Genomic DNA, 13,571 nt, shown 5'->3' on the forward strand with positions numbered 1-13,571 from the left:
ATGCTGGTAAAGCGGGCGATGACCTCATCGCGCGGGGTGCTGCGTTCCCACTCGATGGCTTTGGCGACGCCGGTGGTGAAGATCTTCGTGGTTTCCGGGTTCTGCTGGATGAAGTCTTTCCGCAGGACGTACTGGCCGCCGGCAAACGTTCCGAACAGCTCAAAATCGCTGAAAAGGGAACGAAGCCCGCCCTTGGCAACGGCGTTGTCCTGAAGCACCCCGCCCAGGACCCCGACGTCGACTTGGCCGCGGCGGATGGCTTCCTCGGTGTCGTTGGGGGGAACCACGACCAGCTGGACCTGTTTGATGTCGTCCTGGCTTAGACCGTTCTTCTTCAGGTAACTGTTCAGGACTGCGTCCGAGTGTGCACCCAAGGTGTTGACGCCGACTTTTTTGCCGATCAAGTCACGCGGGGACCGGATGGGACTGTCGTCCTTGACGTAGAAGCCGTTGAAAGTCTTCTCATCCTCCCCGTAGTAGTTGATGACGGCCGTAACCGGGGCGCCGGCCTCGATGAGCTTGACGACGGCACCGGAGAACGCGCCACCGAAGTCGGTGGCACCGGTGGCGGCGGATTGGATGCTGGCCGGGCCGCTAATGGTGTTTCCCACCCAGTTCAGCTTCACGTTGCCCAAGTAGCCAAGGTCCTCAGCGAGCTCGGGAAGGCTGACGCTGTTGGCTGCTCCTTCATAGCGCAGTTCCGTGACTTCGGGCGCTCCGGAGCCGTTCTGAGCGGCCGCCGGTCCCCCACAGCCGGAAACTCCCAAGGAGACGGACATGGCCGCGGCCACGCCGAGGACGGAGAAGGTTCTTCGGGACATGTACGGATTTTTCATAAAGGGACTTTCTGGGCTTCGGTGTGGATTCTGTTGGCCGGCGCTTCGTCCGGCCGGGCTGTGTCCACCATGAGAGCAGAGATGAAACGCGGGCAGAAGGGCGCTGTTCATGCTGGGAAACCGGGAGTAACCGCCAGCTCATGCGGCGTCGCCCGGAGAAACCTGGACGCTTACGGACACGCTGCGACACCCAGGGCAATGCAGTGAAACCTACTTACAAGTACTCGGTCTTTCGCCGTCAACTTTTGCCTTAAGCACCTGCCGCGGATGCGGTCCGACGACGAAATGTGAAGCCGACGCACGCCGGCCCGCGCTTCATCGGCGCCGGCCCGTTCGGTTCATGGCATTGTCAGGCCGCAAAAATTTTCGACGGAAGCACGAAAGATTACGGGCAAGCTCCTTCTGATCGAGAGGTCTCAGCCGTCACAGACAGTCCCTCGTCGAGCCCTTTCCTTACCGAATCCTCCAACATGCTCGTCGTCGATGATGATCCGGGGTCCTTGCTGGGCGCCCAGGCCGCCGTGGAACAGTCCCGGCATGAATGCCTCACCGCCAGTGACGGCGATAGTGCTTGGAACCTGTACCAGAAGCGCCGCCCACACGTGGTTGTGACGGACCTGCAGATGCCAGGGATGGACGGACTGAGCCTGTGCCGCGCCATCCGCGCCGCCGAAAGGGATACTTATACGTACCTGGTTCTCGTGACCTCCCATGGGTCCCGGGAGGATGTCCTCGCCGGCATGAAGGCTGGAGCCGATGATTACGTCACCAAGCCCCTGGATCCCTTTCTCCTGCATACCCGCCTCCTCGCTGCCCACAGGGTGACAGCCCTGCACGCCGACCTGGCTCAAGCCTTGGGTGCCGCAACCGTCAGCAACGAGAGGTTGGCTGCCTTTACCGGAAGGGTCAGCCACGACCTCCGTACCCCGTTGACCACAATTCTTGGATATGTGGAACTGGCGACCATGGATCCGGATCCTCTTCCAATGGAGACCTCCAGGTATCTGGAAATAGCGGGATCGAGTCCTCGCCGCATGCTGTCCATGGTTGAGGAACTTCTCGCATTCGCCTCCATCGGTGGTTCTTTGGAGAGAAGGCAACTTTCGCTGGCGAAGCTGGTGGGGGCGGTCACGGTTGACTTGAACCTCGGGGTTACGGCAGGCGGGCGCGGTCATTGAGTGTGATGACTTTGTCTTCGAGGCTGACGAGGAACAGATGCGCACGGCGCTGCAAAACTTGATTCAGAACGCGGTCGCCTATGCCCGTTCCGGAGTTCGTCCGGTGATTCGTGTCCGGGGGCAGCGAACCGGTGCCGGAGTCGTGGTGTGCGTAGCGGATATCGGTAAGGGAATCGCCGCGGGAGACCGCGGCCGGGTAGTAGAACCGCTCGTGCGTCTGTACCGGGAGGGGGACCCGGCAGGATCCGGGTTGGGGTTGGCCACTTGTGCTCGCATCGCAGCAGCCCACGGGGGGCGGCTTGAAATTGCAGGGAACCAGGATGAAGGGACGAGCGTGCGCCTGTTTCTCGGGGACCAGATGGACGCGATGGGTGATCCCGGCTCCGGCTGAAACGCGGAATCCCAGGTTCACGATGCCCTCGGAATTGAGTTAAGAGGGATATATTTTGGGTGTGCGTCTCCGCCCGGGTCTTCGGGCGGCCCGGGTCTCAATTTCTTGCGGGCAAGGGGCGCCCTATTGGGAGGGCTGCACGTGTCTCAGAAAGGTCTCCTTGAACCGGGACGGCCAGTCGGCGGAAGCATGGCCCGGCTGGCTGGGCTAATTGCTTCTGCCGCCGTGGTGCTGGCGGTTCTGGCATTGTATTTTGTTTCGAACAACGGAACCGCACCCGCGAGGGTCACGGGCGACTGCCTCATCCTGGCTGCCTCCCTGGTGGCCGGTACCAGCTGCAGCTTGGCCGCACGGCGCGGTGAGAACGCACGGGCGTGGTCCTTCATGGCAGTGGCCGCGTTTACGTGGGCGGGGGGCCAGGCACTCTGGACCTACTTTGGCCTGACCAACGACAACACTTACCCTTTTCCCTCGCCGGCTGACGTCTTGTTCCTCGCGTACTCCATACCCGCCGCCGCGGCGCTTTTCAGCTTCAAGCGGCCGGCCGGCACCACAAAGGTGGGCTGGGTCAGGTCAGCACTCGATGCCTCGGTGATTGCCGGCTCCGTATTAGCGATCAGCTGGTACACGGCACTGGGGCCGGCCCTAAGCTCCGAAGGCGACATCCTGACCGTGCTCGTCAGTGTCGCCTACCCCGTCGTGGACGTGGTTATGACATCCCTGGTGCTGGTCCTCGCAATGCGCCGGCAACCAGGCGAACGCCTTCCGTGGTTATGCTTCGGCAGCGGCCTGCTCGCCCTCACCATCACCGACAGCACTTACGTCAGGCTGACGTTCGACGGCGTCACGGGCGTCACGGGTTCGCCCCTTGCGCTGGGGTGGATCGGCGCCTTCCTCCTGATTGCGCTTGCACCGCTTCTCCCCTACGCGCAAAAACCGCAACCCGAGCGCAAGGCATTCGCACTCGCCCTGGAGCTGCTCCCCTACGCCCCCATCCTGGCGGCCCTGGTTGTCGTTGCCGGCCCCCACGTACAGGAACTGGGTACCTTCCTGCTGGTGGTGGCCAGAACAACTGTGGTCCTCATCCTGATCCGGCAGGTGCTGATCGTCGTTCAGAACATCACTCTTGCCACAGGTCTGGAGGAGGAAGTGGCCGTCCGTACTGCCGAGCTCGAGGGTTTGGGCGCCATTGTGAATTCCTCCACGGACGCCATCCTGAGCACCACCCCGGAGGGCGTCATCACCAGCTGGAATCCCGGAGCGGAGCGGCAATACGGTTACCCTGCCGAGGAAGCCATCGGCAAGGACGGGCGAATCCTCCTGCCGCCGGGCGGCTCCGATGGGACCGAGGAGATATTCGAGCGGCTCCGGGAAAGCGGCGACGCGATGAACTTTGAAACCGAACACGTGAGGAAAGACGGGACGGTCATCCCGGTGTCAGTGACGGTCTCTCCGATCCAAAAAGACGGGAACCTTCGTGGGGTCGCAGTCATCGCCAGGGACATAACCCTCCGCCGGGCCGCCGAGGATGAGCTCAGGGCCGCGAGGGCTGCCGCTTTGGAGGCAAGCAGGCTCAAGTCCGACTTCCTGGCCACCATGAGCCATGAAATCCGTACACCTATGAACGGCGTTGTGGGATTAACGGCACTTCTGCTCGAAACGTCTTTGGATGAAACACAGAAGCAATACGCCCACGGGGTCAAAAGCGCCGGCGATGCGCTGCTGGCCTTGATCAATGACATCCTGGATTTTTCCAAACTGGAGGCGGGCAAGGTGGATCTGGACCTGCGCCCCTTCGATCCCCGCCTCCTGGTGGAAGAAGTCGCGGGGTTGCTGGCAGAGCCGGCACAAGCCAAGGGGTTGGAGCTCATCGCCTTTTGTGAGCCCGACGTTCCCGGCAGGCTGATCGGAGATTCAGGCAGGATCCGCCAGATCTTGCTGAATCTGGCCTCCAACGCGGTGAAGTTCACACCCACAGGCGAAGTGGCCATCCGAATAGGAACCGAAACACCGGAGACCGGGCCCGAATCCGCTGCCGGCGCCTATTTCGAAGTCCGGGATACAGGAATCGGTATCGCACCCGCGCAACACACCCGATTGTTCGAATCGTTTTCGCAAGCCGACGCCTCCACCACCCGCCGCTATGGCGGCACGGGCCTGGGGCTGGCAATCTGCAGCCGCCTTACCGAAGCCATGAACGGTGAGATCGGGATGAGAAGCGTGCCCGGTCAAGGCAGTACTTTCTGGTTCCGTATCCCGTTGCCGGTGGCGCCCGCGTCCACAGATCCCTTGCCGAACGCAGATGTCCTCACCGGTATGCGGGCACTGGTGGTTGACGACAACACCACCAACCGCCTGGTACTGGAATCACAGCTGCGCGGCTGGCGGCTGCAACCAGACGCCGTGCCGGACGCTAAGACCGCACTCGCCCGGGCCCGGGAAGCGGCAGGGCGGGGAGCACCGTTCGATCTTGCGGTACTGGACCTTTGCATGCCGGAAATTAACGGCTTGGAACTGGCACGGGCCATCAAGGCGGACCCGGCCCTGAACGGCATGGAACTGATCATGCTCACGTCAACCATGCAGATCGAAGGATCAGCAATAGCCGACGCCGGAGTCCGGGAATGGCTGATGAAACCTGTCCGCAGCTCCGAGTTCTACAACCGCCTGATCCGACTGATGTCCACCAGTGAAAAACGCCCGCCACGTGAAAGTCTCACGAGCACGACCAGCGCGGCTGTGGCTGGGCGGTCAGTATCCGCACCCTCCTACACGGGTCTGGTCCGGGGGCGGCTCCTGGTCGTCGAGGACAATGAAGTCAACCAGCTCGTGGCCCGGTCAACGGTGGCGAAGTTCGGCTATCCGGTGGATGTCGTCGCCAACGGTGCCGAAGCTGTGGCCGCCGTCGAAAAGACACGGTATGACGCCGTCCTGATGGACTGCCACATGCCGGTGATGGACGGGTTCGAAGCCACCCGGATCATCCGGAGCCGCGAGACAGGGAACAACCGGCTACCCATCATCGCCATGACGGCCGGTGCCCTCGACGGGGACCGGGAACGCTGCCTCGCTGCCGGCATGGACGATTACCTCGCCAAACCCGTCGACGCCTCTGAACTCGAAGCAGTCCTGTCCCGGTGGGTCCCTGATCAGACGGCAAGTTTCCTGCCCGGGCAACCCCTGGCCGTCACGGGCGGTGAACATCAGGCCCTTGACGGCGAGCATTCTATCCGGGGGCTCGACAAGGGCCGGCTGGCCATTCTTCGTGATCTTGGACCTGCGGACGGTCTGGGCCTGCTGCCTGCGGCAGCAGAAGCTTTCCGAAACGACATCCCGGACCGGATTGCCGCCCTGCATCAAGCGATCAATGACAGCGACGGTCCGGCCCTGGCGCAGGCGTCCCACGCACTCAGGGGTGCCGCGGCCAACATCGGCGCCACCACTGCCGCAGCCCTGTGCGGCGAGCTGGAAGCCATTGGTGGGACCGGAAAGCAGAACGATGCCTTGCACCTTGTCAGCCGATTGGAAGCGGCGCTTGCGCAAGCAAATATCGAACTCGATCAGGCCCTGGGCAGTGCGCCGTGATGGTCCTGGTGGCAGACGATGATCCTGGCTCGCTCCTGGTAGCAAAGGCAGCGGTTGAACGCTCAGGTCATGACTGCCTCACGGCGGGAAACGGCGACGAAGCGTGGGCCATGTATCTGAAGCACCAGCCGGACGTGGTGGTCACGGACTGGATGATGCCCGGCCTGGACGGCCTGGCATTGTGCCGCGCCATTCGGGCGCGGGCCGCCGATTTGTACACTTATATCGTCCTGCTTACCTCGCAAGGCTCCCGTGGCGACGTCCTCGCCGGGCTTGAGGCGGGGGCAGACGACTATGTCACCAAGCCGCTGGACCCTTTCGTCCTGCATGCCCGGCTGCTGGTGGCGAGGCGGGTCACCACGTTGCACGCTGACTTGGCGCACTATCGTAAGGTGCTCTCACAGCAGGCCCGGACCGATCCTCTGACGGGTCTGAACAACAGGTTGAAGCTTAATGAGGACCTGGAACAGTTGCACGCCCGCAGCCAGCGTTACCAGGAGGAGTATTGCCTGGCTATGTGCGACGTGGACAATTTCAAAAGCTACAACGACATTTACGGGCATCAGGCAGGCGACATGGCGCTGCGGGCCGTGGGGGCTGTTCTTGCCAAAGCGGCACGCAGCAGTGATGGGGTGTACCGGTACGGCGGCGAGGAATTCCTGCTGGTCCTCCCGAAGCAGTCACAACAGGGTGCCAAAGACATGCTGAAACGGGCATTGCACGCGGTCCGGACGCTTGACATCATCCACTCGGGGGCTCCGACGGGTCACCTGACAATCAGCGCAGGTATTTCGGCGTTCACACCCGGGCTTCACGCTGAGGCCGACAGCGTTTTGGGTGAGGCCGACGCGGCTCTCTACGCCGCCAAATCAGCTGGCCGGAACCGGGTGGAGCTGGCTCCGTAAAGGCGGGGCTGAGCAGCAGTTGGGGCTCAGCCGACACCGACCTTGGAAAGGATGCTGTCACCTTTGGTTCGCATCGACGCCGGACGGGAAGCGATGCGCGAGGCCGACGAAGAGATCGCCGACGTCGAACGCAGCATTACCGAAGGCCTTGGAGCGGATGGGCCCGCGCACCTGCGGGCCCTCCTCGACCGCCTGAGTGAGTCAGCGGCCCGGGTCGGCGCGCCACGACACACCGCCACCACGCCCACGGCTTCGTCGGTGCCCACTGGATCGGCCGCCGCGTCGACGCTCAGGCGGGCGTGGCCCCCGCCCCGGTACGCCCAGGCGGTCTAAGTGGCTGGTGCCACAACGTCCTCCAGCACTGACCTGTCAAAGAAACGGATCTCGCCCGTTTCCTCGAAGAACACCGGAACTACTGACGTGCTCAGGTCTTTGGACGTCTCGTAGACTTCAGGCGCACCCCCATGTTTCCTGGCAATTGTTCCAACCAGCTCGGTACCGCGAACCCGAACAGTTCGATACTTGTAGCTCATCGTGACCCCTTCGTCGGCTACGGCACACCCTACTCCTTGAGACTGTCGCTTCGGGAGGTTGGCTCCTACGCCGCCAACGCCATTAGCGGCGGCGACGAGGGCGGTGCCGCCCCGGCCCCGGACCGAAAACTTCCCAGAGTGGAGCGGATGGCTCCGAGACGAAGCACATTTTTGCTGCAAGCCGACGGCTCGTGCAGCAGTCTGGTCCGCCTTCAATCCGTCCGGGACCAGCCATAACCATTCCCTTATCGCGTGTGATCCACTTCATGAAAACCCTTGACAAGCTTGTACAAGCTTTTCCATACTGATGAGGCAAGGTTTCAACGAAGCAACTGGAGGACTCATGCCGGCAAAACTCACGGACGTCGCGAAGCTGGCTGGCGTGTCCCTGGCAACAGCCTCACGTGCGTTTGGCGATCCGGGCCGGCTGGCCGTGGAGACGCGGACCAAAGTTCTCGCGGCCGCAGAGGAACTCGGTTACGACATTCCTGGTGTCACGGGAAGCCGCACATTCGGTGTTATTGTTCCGGACATCTCCAACGCCGTCTTCGCGGCCCTGATCAAGGCCATCCAGGACCAGGCCTGGCACGGCAGGCACCGCATGGTCCTGGCTGATACCTCCGAGTCCTCCACCCGGGAACGGAACCACCTGGAGTCTTTTGCTACCGGCGTCGACGGCATCATCCTCTGCTCCCCCCGCCTGCCTTCGGACCAGATCCACCAGCTGACCGGCAACACACCCCTTGTGGTGATCAACGGTGAAGCAGACCATGCGGCCCGTGTGCTGATGGAAGCCGGCGAGGGACTTCGCCAGGCTGTGGAACACCTTCACGCGTTGGGCCACCGGAAGCTGGCCTACATTCCGGGTCCGGCGTCCTCTTGGGCCAACAGCCAGCGCCTCGCCGCAGTCACCCGCCTCTGTGATGAGTGGGGCATCGAACTGGTCACCGTGGGCAACCAGAACGCAACGGTCGACGGCGGACTGGCCGCCTCCGCGTCGGTGGTCGCCAGCGGTGCCACGGCCGTCATCGCCTACAACGACCTGGTGGCCATCGGCGTGCTCGCGGGCGCGCGGACCCTCGGCTACCACTGTCCTGAGGACATCAGCGTGGTGGGCATCGATGACCTCGACATCGCCGCTGCCGCGGAGCCCGGTTTGACGTCCGTGCGCGTTCCGATTGGCCGAAGCGGCTCCCTGGCCCTCGAACTCCTTCTCGAACAGATCGCCGGCAAACCGAGCGCCACCGAGGCGGTCCACCTCAACTCCCAGCTCATCGTGCGCGGCTCAACCTTCGCCGCACGCAACGCAGACCATACCCTCCAGGGAAAGTAACCATGAGAATTGTCATCGCAGACCCCAACCTGATGCCGCAACGGGCCAGCTTCGAAGCAGCCCTGCCGGACGGCACCGTCACCTCCTGGCACGACAGTTGGAACGAACACTCTGTCCTGACAGACCTTAAAGACGCCGACGTTTACGTGGGCCCGAAATTCACAGCCGCCATGGGCACCGAGTCGCGGAACCTGAGGCTGATCCACGTCGCCGGGGCCGGCTACGACGGGATCGATGCCGGGGCGCTGCCGGCAGGGGCCGTCTGCGCCAACACCTTCCACCACGAAGGCTCCATCGCCGAACACATCGCCACCGTCCTGGTAGCACTGCGCCGCAACCTGCTCGGCCAGGATGCGGCCCTGCGGACCGGCATCTGGTCCTCATCCGTCTACTCCCCCGACATCCGCCAGCCCGAAACACTGCGCGGGGCCATAGTCACCTTCCTCGGCTTCGGACACATTGGCAGTGCCGCCTGGAACCTGCTGCGGGCGTTCGGCGCGGAAGGCATCGCCATCACCCGCAGCGGATCCGTCAACGCTGATAAGCATGCGCTGCGTTGGACAGGCACCACCGACCGGCTGGGCGAGGCACTCAGCGAATCCGACGTGCTGGTGGTCAGCATCCCGCTCGACGCCGGGACCACCTCACTGATCGGTTCGGCCGAACTGGACGACCTCGGGCCCAACGGACAGATCGTCAACGTCGCCCGGGGCCCGGTGGTTGATGAAGCTGCCCTCTACGAGGCGCTGAAGGACCGCCGGATCGCCGGCGCCGCCATCGACGTCTGGTACCAGTACCCCGGCCCGGACGGACGCGGGGAACCGTCAGCACTGCCCTTCGGCCGCCTCGACAACATCATCATGACCCCGCACTCCTCCGGCGTCACCGCCGAAACCTTCCGCGGGCGCGCACTCGAAATCGCCGAAAACATCAGCCGCCTGTCAAACAACGAACCCCTCAAGAACGTAGTGATTTCCAGATGACCAGCAAGATTGTCGACGTCGACGTCCTCGTCACCAGCCCCAGCCGCAACTTCGTCACCCTCAAAATCACCACCGACGACGGCATCGTCGGCTGGGGCGATGCCACCCTCAACGGCCGCGAGCTGTCCGTTGCCAGCTACCTCCGCGACCACCTCGCTCCCGCCCTGCTCGGACGGGACGCCGACCGCATCGAAGACACGTGGCAGTACTTTTACCGGGGCGCCTACTGGCGCCGTGGCCCCGTCACCATGGCAGCCATCGGCGCGATCGACCTCGCACTTTGGGACATCAAGGGCAAAGCCCTCGGCGTCCCCGTCTACCAACTCCTCGGCGGAGCCGCCAGGGACAAGATACTCACCTACACCCACGCCACCGGCTGGGACATCCCCGAACTCCTCGACTCCATTGACCGCCGCCGCGACCAGGGATTCCGGGCCGTCCGCGCCCAGTCAGGGGTCCCCGGACTGGACAAGGTCTACGGCGTCACCAAGGGAGCCGCCAGCTATGAACCAGCCGGCCGCGGCGCCGGACCAGTCGAAGAGGACTGGGACACCTCCGCGTACCTCCGGCACGCCCCGAAAGTCCTGTCGGCCGTCCGCGATCACGTTGGACCCGAGCTCAAGCTGCTCCACGACGTCCACCACCGGCTCAATCCCACCGAGGCCGCCCGCCTGGCCCGTTCCTTAGAAGATGTAGACCTGTTCTGGCTCGAAGACGTCACCCCAGCCGAAAACCAGCGTCTCCTGCGCACCCTGCGCCAGCAAACCACCATCCCGCTGGCCATCGGCGAGGTCTTCAACACCATCTGGGACTGTGAGCACCTCATTACCGAACGCCTCATCGATTTCATCCGTACCGCGGTCGTCCACGCCGGAGGCATCTCCCACGTCCGCAAGATCCTGGCGCTGGCCGAGGTGTACCAAATCAAGGGAGCCCCACACGGCCCCTCGGATGTCTCCCCCATCAACCTGTCCGCCTCGCTGCACCTGGGCCTGGCCACCAGCAACTTCGCGATCCAGGAATACATGGGTTACGACCCGCTGGTTTCGGAGGTTTTCCAGTCCAGCTTCCGGTTCGAGGACGGCTACCTTCACCCCGGAGACGAACCCGGCCTGGGCGTGCAGGTCAACGAAGAAGCAGCAGCACGCTTCCCGTACAAACAGGCCTACCTGCCCATCGCCCGTGAGCTCGACGGCTCCATGAAGGACTGGTAGCCATGACCTCCATTCCCCCGCTGTCCGCGGCCACTCCCGGAATACTGCGACGGCCGGCAGCACCGGCTCCCGGTATTGTCCACTTGGGCCTCGGCAACTTCCACCGCGCACATCAGGCCGTCTATACCGACGCCGCCGTAGTCGCCCACGGCGGTGACTGGGGCATCATCGGTGTTGCCAGCCGCTCCACCACCATCGCGGACGCCATGCATGCCCAGGACATGCTCTACACCGTGGTGGAAATGTCCCCGGCGGGCGCCACCTACTCGGTGCCCCGAGTGCACACGGATGCCTTCACGGCAGCCACCAATCCACACCGGGTAGTAAAGGCTATCGGCGACGCCGGTACCCGGATCGTGTCCCTCACCGTCACCGAGAACGGCTACAACTACACCCCCGCCACCGGCTCTCTGAACTTGAAGGACCCGGCAATCCGGCATGATCTGGCCCATCCCGACGCACCGCGGACTCCCATCGGTCAGATCGTCCGCGGTTTGCAGCACCGGTCAAGGACCCATGGCGAGCCGGTGACCATCCTCAGCTGCGACAACCTGGCCGACAACGGCCATCACACCCAGCGACTGGTCCGTGAATTCGCCTCCGTGCTCCCGCCCGCGGAAGCCGCCGAGGCCCTGGCCTTCATTGACGGCCGCACCAGCTTCCCTTCCTCCATGGTTGACCGCATCGTGCCTGCCACCACGGACCACTACCGGAGACTGGTCTCCTCCCACCGCGGGTACAACGACCGGATTCCTGTCCCGGCCGAACCGTTCAGCATGTGGATCATCGAGGACAACTTCATCGCCGGACGGCCTGGCTGGGAGGCCGGCGGGGCGGTGTTCTCCGACGAGGTAGGCGGCTATGAGCAGCTGAAAGTCCGGCTGCTCAACGGCACGCACTCACTGATCGCCTACCTCGGAGCCCTTACCGGGGCCATCACCATCCCCGAATCCGTCTCTTGCCCGTCCATCGAACTGGCTGCCCGCTCCGTGCTGCGCAACGAGTATCTGCCCACCGTCGCGGTGCCACGCGACGTCGACGTGGACGCCTACGAAGAGGAGCTTTTCACCCGCTGGCGCAACACTGCCCTGGGCCACCGCACCAGCCAGGTGGGATCCGACGGCTCCGTCAAACTCCGCCAACGAATCCCCCTGCCTGCATTGCAGATGCTCGACGACGGCGGGATGCCCCACCTCCTGGCCCTCACCACCGCCGCGTATCTCGCATGCATCGCCCCGTTGCCAGGCTTCGATCCCGGACCACACGCCCACGCAATGGAGGACCCGGCCCGCGGGCTGCTGGCCGGCCTCGCAGCAGGATCCCGCTCCGGCCACGACCTCGCCCGCAAGGTCATCGGCGACCACCACCTCCTCGGCGAGGAACTGGCCGGACGCGACGGGTTCATCCTGCGCACCGGCGAGTTCATCGACATCATTCACACTGCGGGTCCACTGGCCGCCATCGCCGAAGCCGGAACACCGGATTCCCTCACTCCAGCCCCGTCCCTCCACACCACACGGAGCACGCCATGACCACCCAAGCCATCCCCGAAACGAACACGCCCGCGCTTCCCACCGGCACCCAGGCTGCCGTGCTGCACGGCGCCCGCGACCTGCGCATCGAGCACAAGCCACTGGCGCACCTGGGCCCGAATGACCTTCTGGTCGAAATGCGCTCCGGCGGGATCTGCGGCTCGGACATGCACTACCACGCCGAGGGGCGCAACGGCACCAACGTGCTGGGGCAGCCCACGGTCCTGGGACACGAAGGCGCCGGAGTTGTCATCGCCGCGGGTGCGCAGGCCACCATCACCAGCGGCACCCCTGTGGTCATCGAACCTGCCCTGCCCTGCCGGGAATGCGCCACGTGCCTGTCCGGACGCTACAACCTCTGCCCCACCGGAACCTGCTTTGGTTCCCCACCGACCGACGGGCTCTTCGCCCGCCATGTGGTGGTCCCCGAAAGCGCCGCGCACCCCTTGCCGGACACCATCCCGGCCGAAATCGGCGCAGCGATCGAACCACTCGCCGTCGCCGTCTGGGCCGTCGAACGCGCACAGGTCCACAAAGGCCACCGTGTCCTGATCACCGGTGCCGGACCCATCGGCCTCCTCGTCGCCCAGGTCGCGGCAGCCCAAGGCGCCGCCGAAATCGTGGTGACGGACGTGAACGACGACCGCCTCGCCGTCGCCACCAAATTCGGCGCCACCCGCACCATCAACACCGCCACCACGCCCTTGGACCTTGCGGGCATGGACCGGCTGATCGAATGCTCGGGGAATTCCCTAGCCCTCGCTGACGGCATCAAGGCTCTGGCACCGGCAACCCGCGCCATCGTGGTCGGCCAGGCCAAACCCACCGTGGACGGCATCCCGCTCGGATTCCTCCAGCGCTACGAGATCGACCTCGTCACCGCGTTCCGCTACGCCAACGCGTTCCCGACGGCGATCCGCCTCGCCGCCTCCGGCGTGGTGGACCTGCAGTCCATCATCACCAGCACCTATCCGCTCGAAGAAGCCGCCGAGGCCCTCACGGCACCGGTGACCGACCCGACCAACCTCAAGGTGCTCGTCACCTACTGATTCACCACAGACAGAACACAGCAGGACATCCA

General features: G+C 64.2%; 10 protein-coding genes and 1 pseudogene. 10 read left to right on the forward strand and 1 reads right to left on the reverse strand.

The genetic code is table 11. The features are described 5' to 3' along the window. Window positions 1-86: 86 nt before the first annotated feature. Window positions 87-947, reverse strand: a pseudogene (locus QF050_RS14910) (ABC transporter substrate-binding protein); the annotation flags it as partial. Between the two features lie 359 nt (window positions 948-1,306). Here QF050_RS14910 and QF050_RS14915 point away from each other — a divergent pair. The 10 genes from QF050_RS14915 (at window position 1,307) to QF050_RS14960 (ending at window position 13,539) form a co-directional block, all read left to right on the forward strand. Continuing rightward, the gene (locus QF050_RS14915) at window positions 1,307-2,014 is read left to right on the forward strand and encodes a response regulator (RefSeq protein ID WP_374121574.1); all 708 of its coding nucleotides are present in this window, start codon (window positions 1,307-1,309) and stop codon (window positions 2,012-2,014) included. Between the two features lie 37 nt (window positions 2,015-2,051). After that, window positions 2,052-2,405 (forward strand): sensor histidine kinase, encoded by a 354-nt coding sequence (locus tag QF050_RS20350; RefSeq protein WP_374121530.1) that lies wholly within the window; start codon window positions 2,052-2,054, stop codon window positions 2,403-2,405. 141 nt (window positions 2,406-2,546) lie between these two features. After that, complete coding sequence (locus QF050_RS14925; protein WP_308931118.1) at window positions 2,547-5,990, forward strand: response regulator; 3,444 nt, start codon at window positions 2,547-2,549, stop codon at window positions 5,988-5,990. Beyond that, window positions 5,990-6,895, forward strand: a complete 906-nt coding sequence (locus tag QF050_RS14930) for a diguanylate cyclase domain-containing protein (protein WP_308931119.1) — start codon at window positions 5,990-5,992, stop codon at window positions 6,893-6,895. Before QF050_RS14925 ends, QF050_RS14930 begins: the two co-directional genes overlap by 1 nt. Before the next feature lie 51 nt (window positions 6,896-6,946). Then, on the forward strand, window positions 6,947-7,228 hold the full coding sequence (locus tag QF050_RS14935; RefSeq protein WP_308931120.1) for a hypothetical protein: 282 nt from the start codon (window positions 6,947-6,949) through the stop codon (window positions 7,226-7,228). Window positions 7,229-7,771: 543 nt separating this feature from the next. Next, the gene (locus QF050_RS14940; RefSeq protein WP_308931121.1) at window positions 7,772-8,761 is read left to right on the forward strand and encodes a LacI family DNA-binding transcriptional regulator; all 990 of its coding nucleotides are present in this window, start codon (window positions 7,772-7,774) and stop codon (window positions 8,759-8,761) included. Between the two features lie 2 nt (window positions 8,762-8,763). Further along, a complete protein-coding gene (locus QF050_RS14945; protein ID WP_308931122.1) occupies window positions 8,764-9,744 on the forward strand; it encodes a 2-hydroxyacid dehydrogenase in 981 nt (326 codons plus the stop codon). Beyond that, on the forward strand, window positions 9,741-10,958 hold the full coding sequence (manD, locus tag QF050_RS14950) for a D-mannonate dehydratase ManD (protein WP_308931123.1): 1,218 nt from the start codon (window positions 9,741-9,743) through the stop codon (window positions 10,956-10,958). The genes QF050_RS14945 and manD overlap by 4 nt, the downstream gene beginning before the upstream one ends. Before the next feature lie 2 nt (window positions 10,959-10,960). Then, window positions 10,961-12,490 carry a mannitol dehydrogenase family protein gene (locus QF050_RS14955; RefSeq protein ID WP_308931124.1) on the forward strand — a complete coding sequence of 510 codons (1,530 nt, stop codon included), beginning with the start codon at window positions 10,961-10,963 and terminating at the stop codon, window positions 12,488-12,490. Beyond that, entirely contained in the window at window positions 12,487-13,539 is a 1,053-nt protein-coding gene (locus tag QF050_RS14960) for an alcohol dehydrogenase catalytic domain-containing protein (protein ID WP_308931125.1), read from the forward strand. The genes QF050_RS14955 and QF050_RS14960 overlap by 4 nt, the downstream gene beginning before the upstream one ends. The last annotated feature ends 32 nt before the right edge of the window (window positions 13,540-13,571 follow it).

The sequence above is a fragment of the Arthrobacter sp. SLBN-112 genome (genome assembly GCF_030944625.1).
Lineage (GTDB): Bacteria > Actinomycetota > Actinomycetes > Actinomycetales > Micrococcaceae > Arthrobacter.

Coding starts and splice junctions, on each gene's coding strand:
- QF050_RS14915 (WP_374121574.1), top strand. CDS start 1,307: ATGCTCGTCGTCGATGATGATCCGGGGTCCTTGCTGGGCGCCCAGGCC.
- QF050_RS20350 (WP_374121530.1), top strand. CDS start 2,052: ATGCGCACGGCGCTGCAAAACTTGATTCAGAACGCGGTCGCCTATGCC.
- QF050_RS14960 (WP_308931125.1), top strand. CDS start 12,487: ATGACCACCCAAGCCATCCCCGAAACGAACACGCCCGCGCTTCCCACC.
- QF050_RS14945 (WP_308931122.1), top strand. CDS start 8,764: ATGAGAATTGTCATCGCAGACCCCAACCTGATGCCGCAACGGGCCAGC.
- QF050_RS14955 (WP_308931124.1), top strand. CDS start 10,961: ATGACCTCCATTCCCCCGCTGTCCGCGGCCACTCCCGGAATACTGCGA.
- QF050_RS14940 (WP_308931121.1), top strand. CDS start 7,772: ATGCCGGCAAAACTCACGGACGTCGCGAAGCTGGCTGGCGTGTCCCTG.
- QF050_RS14930 (WP_308931119.1), top strand. CDS start 5,990: ATGGTCCTGGTGGCAGACGATGATCCTGGCTCGCTCCTGGTAGCAAAG.
- manD (WP_308931123.1), top strand. CDS start 9,741: ATGACCAGCAAGATTGTCGACGTCGACGTCCTCGTCACCAGCCCCAGC.
- QF050_RS14935 (WP_308931120.1), top strand. CDS start 6,947: ATGCTGTCACCTTTGGTTCGCATCGACGCCGGACGGGAAGCGATGCGC.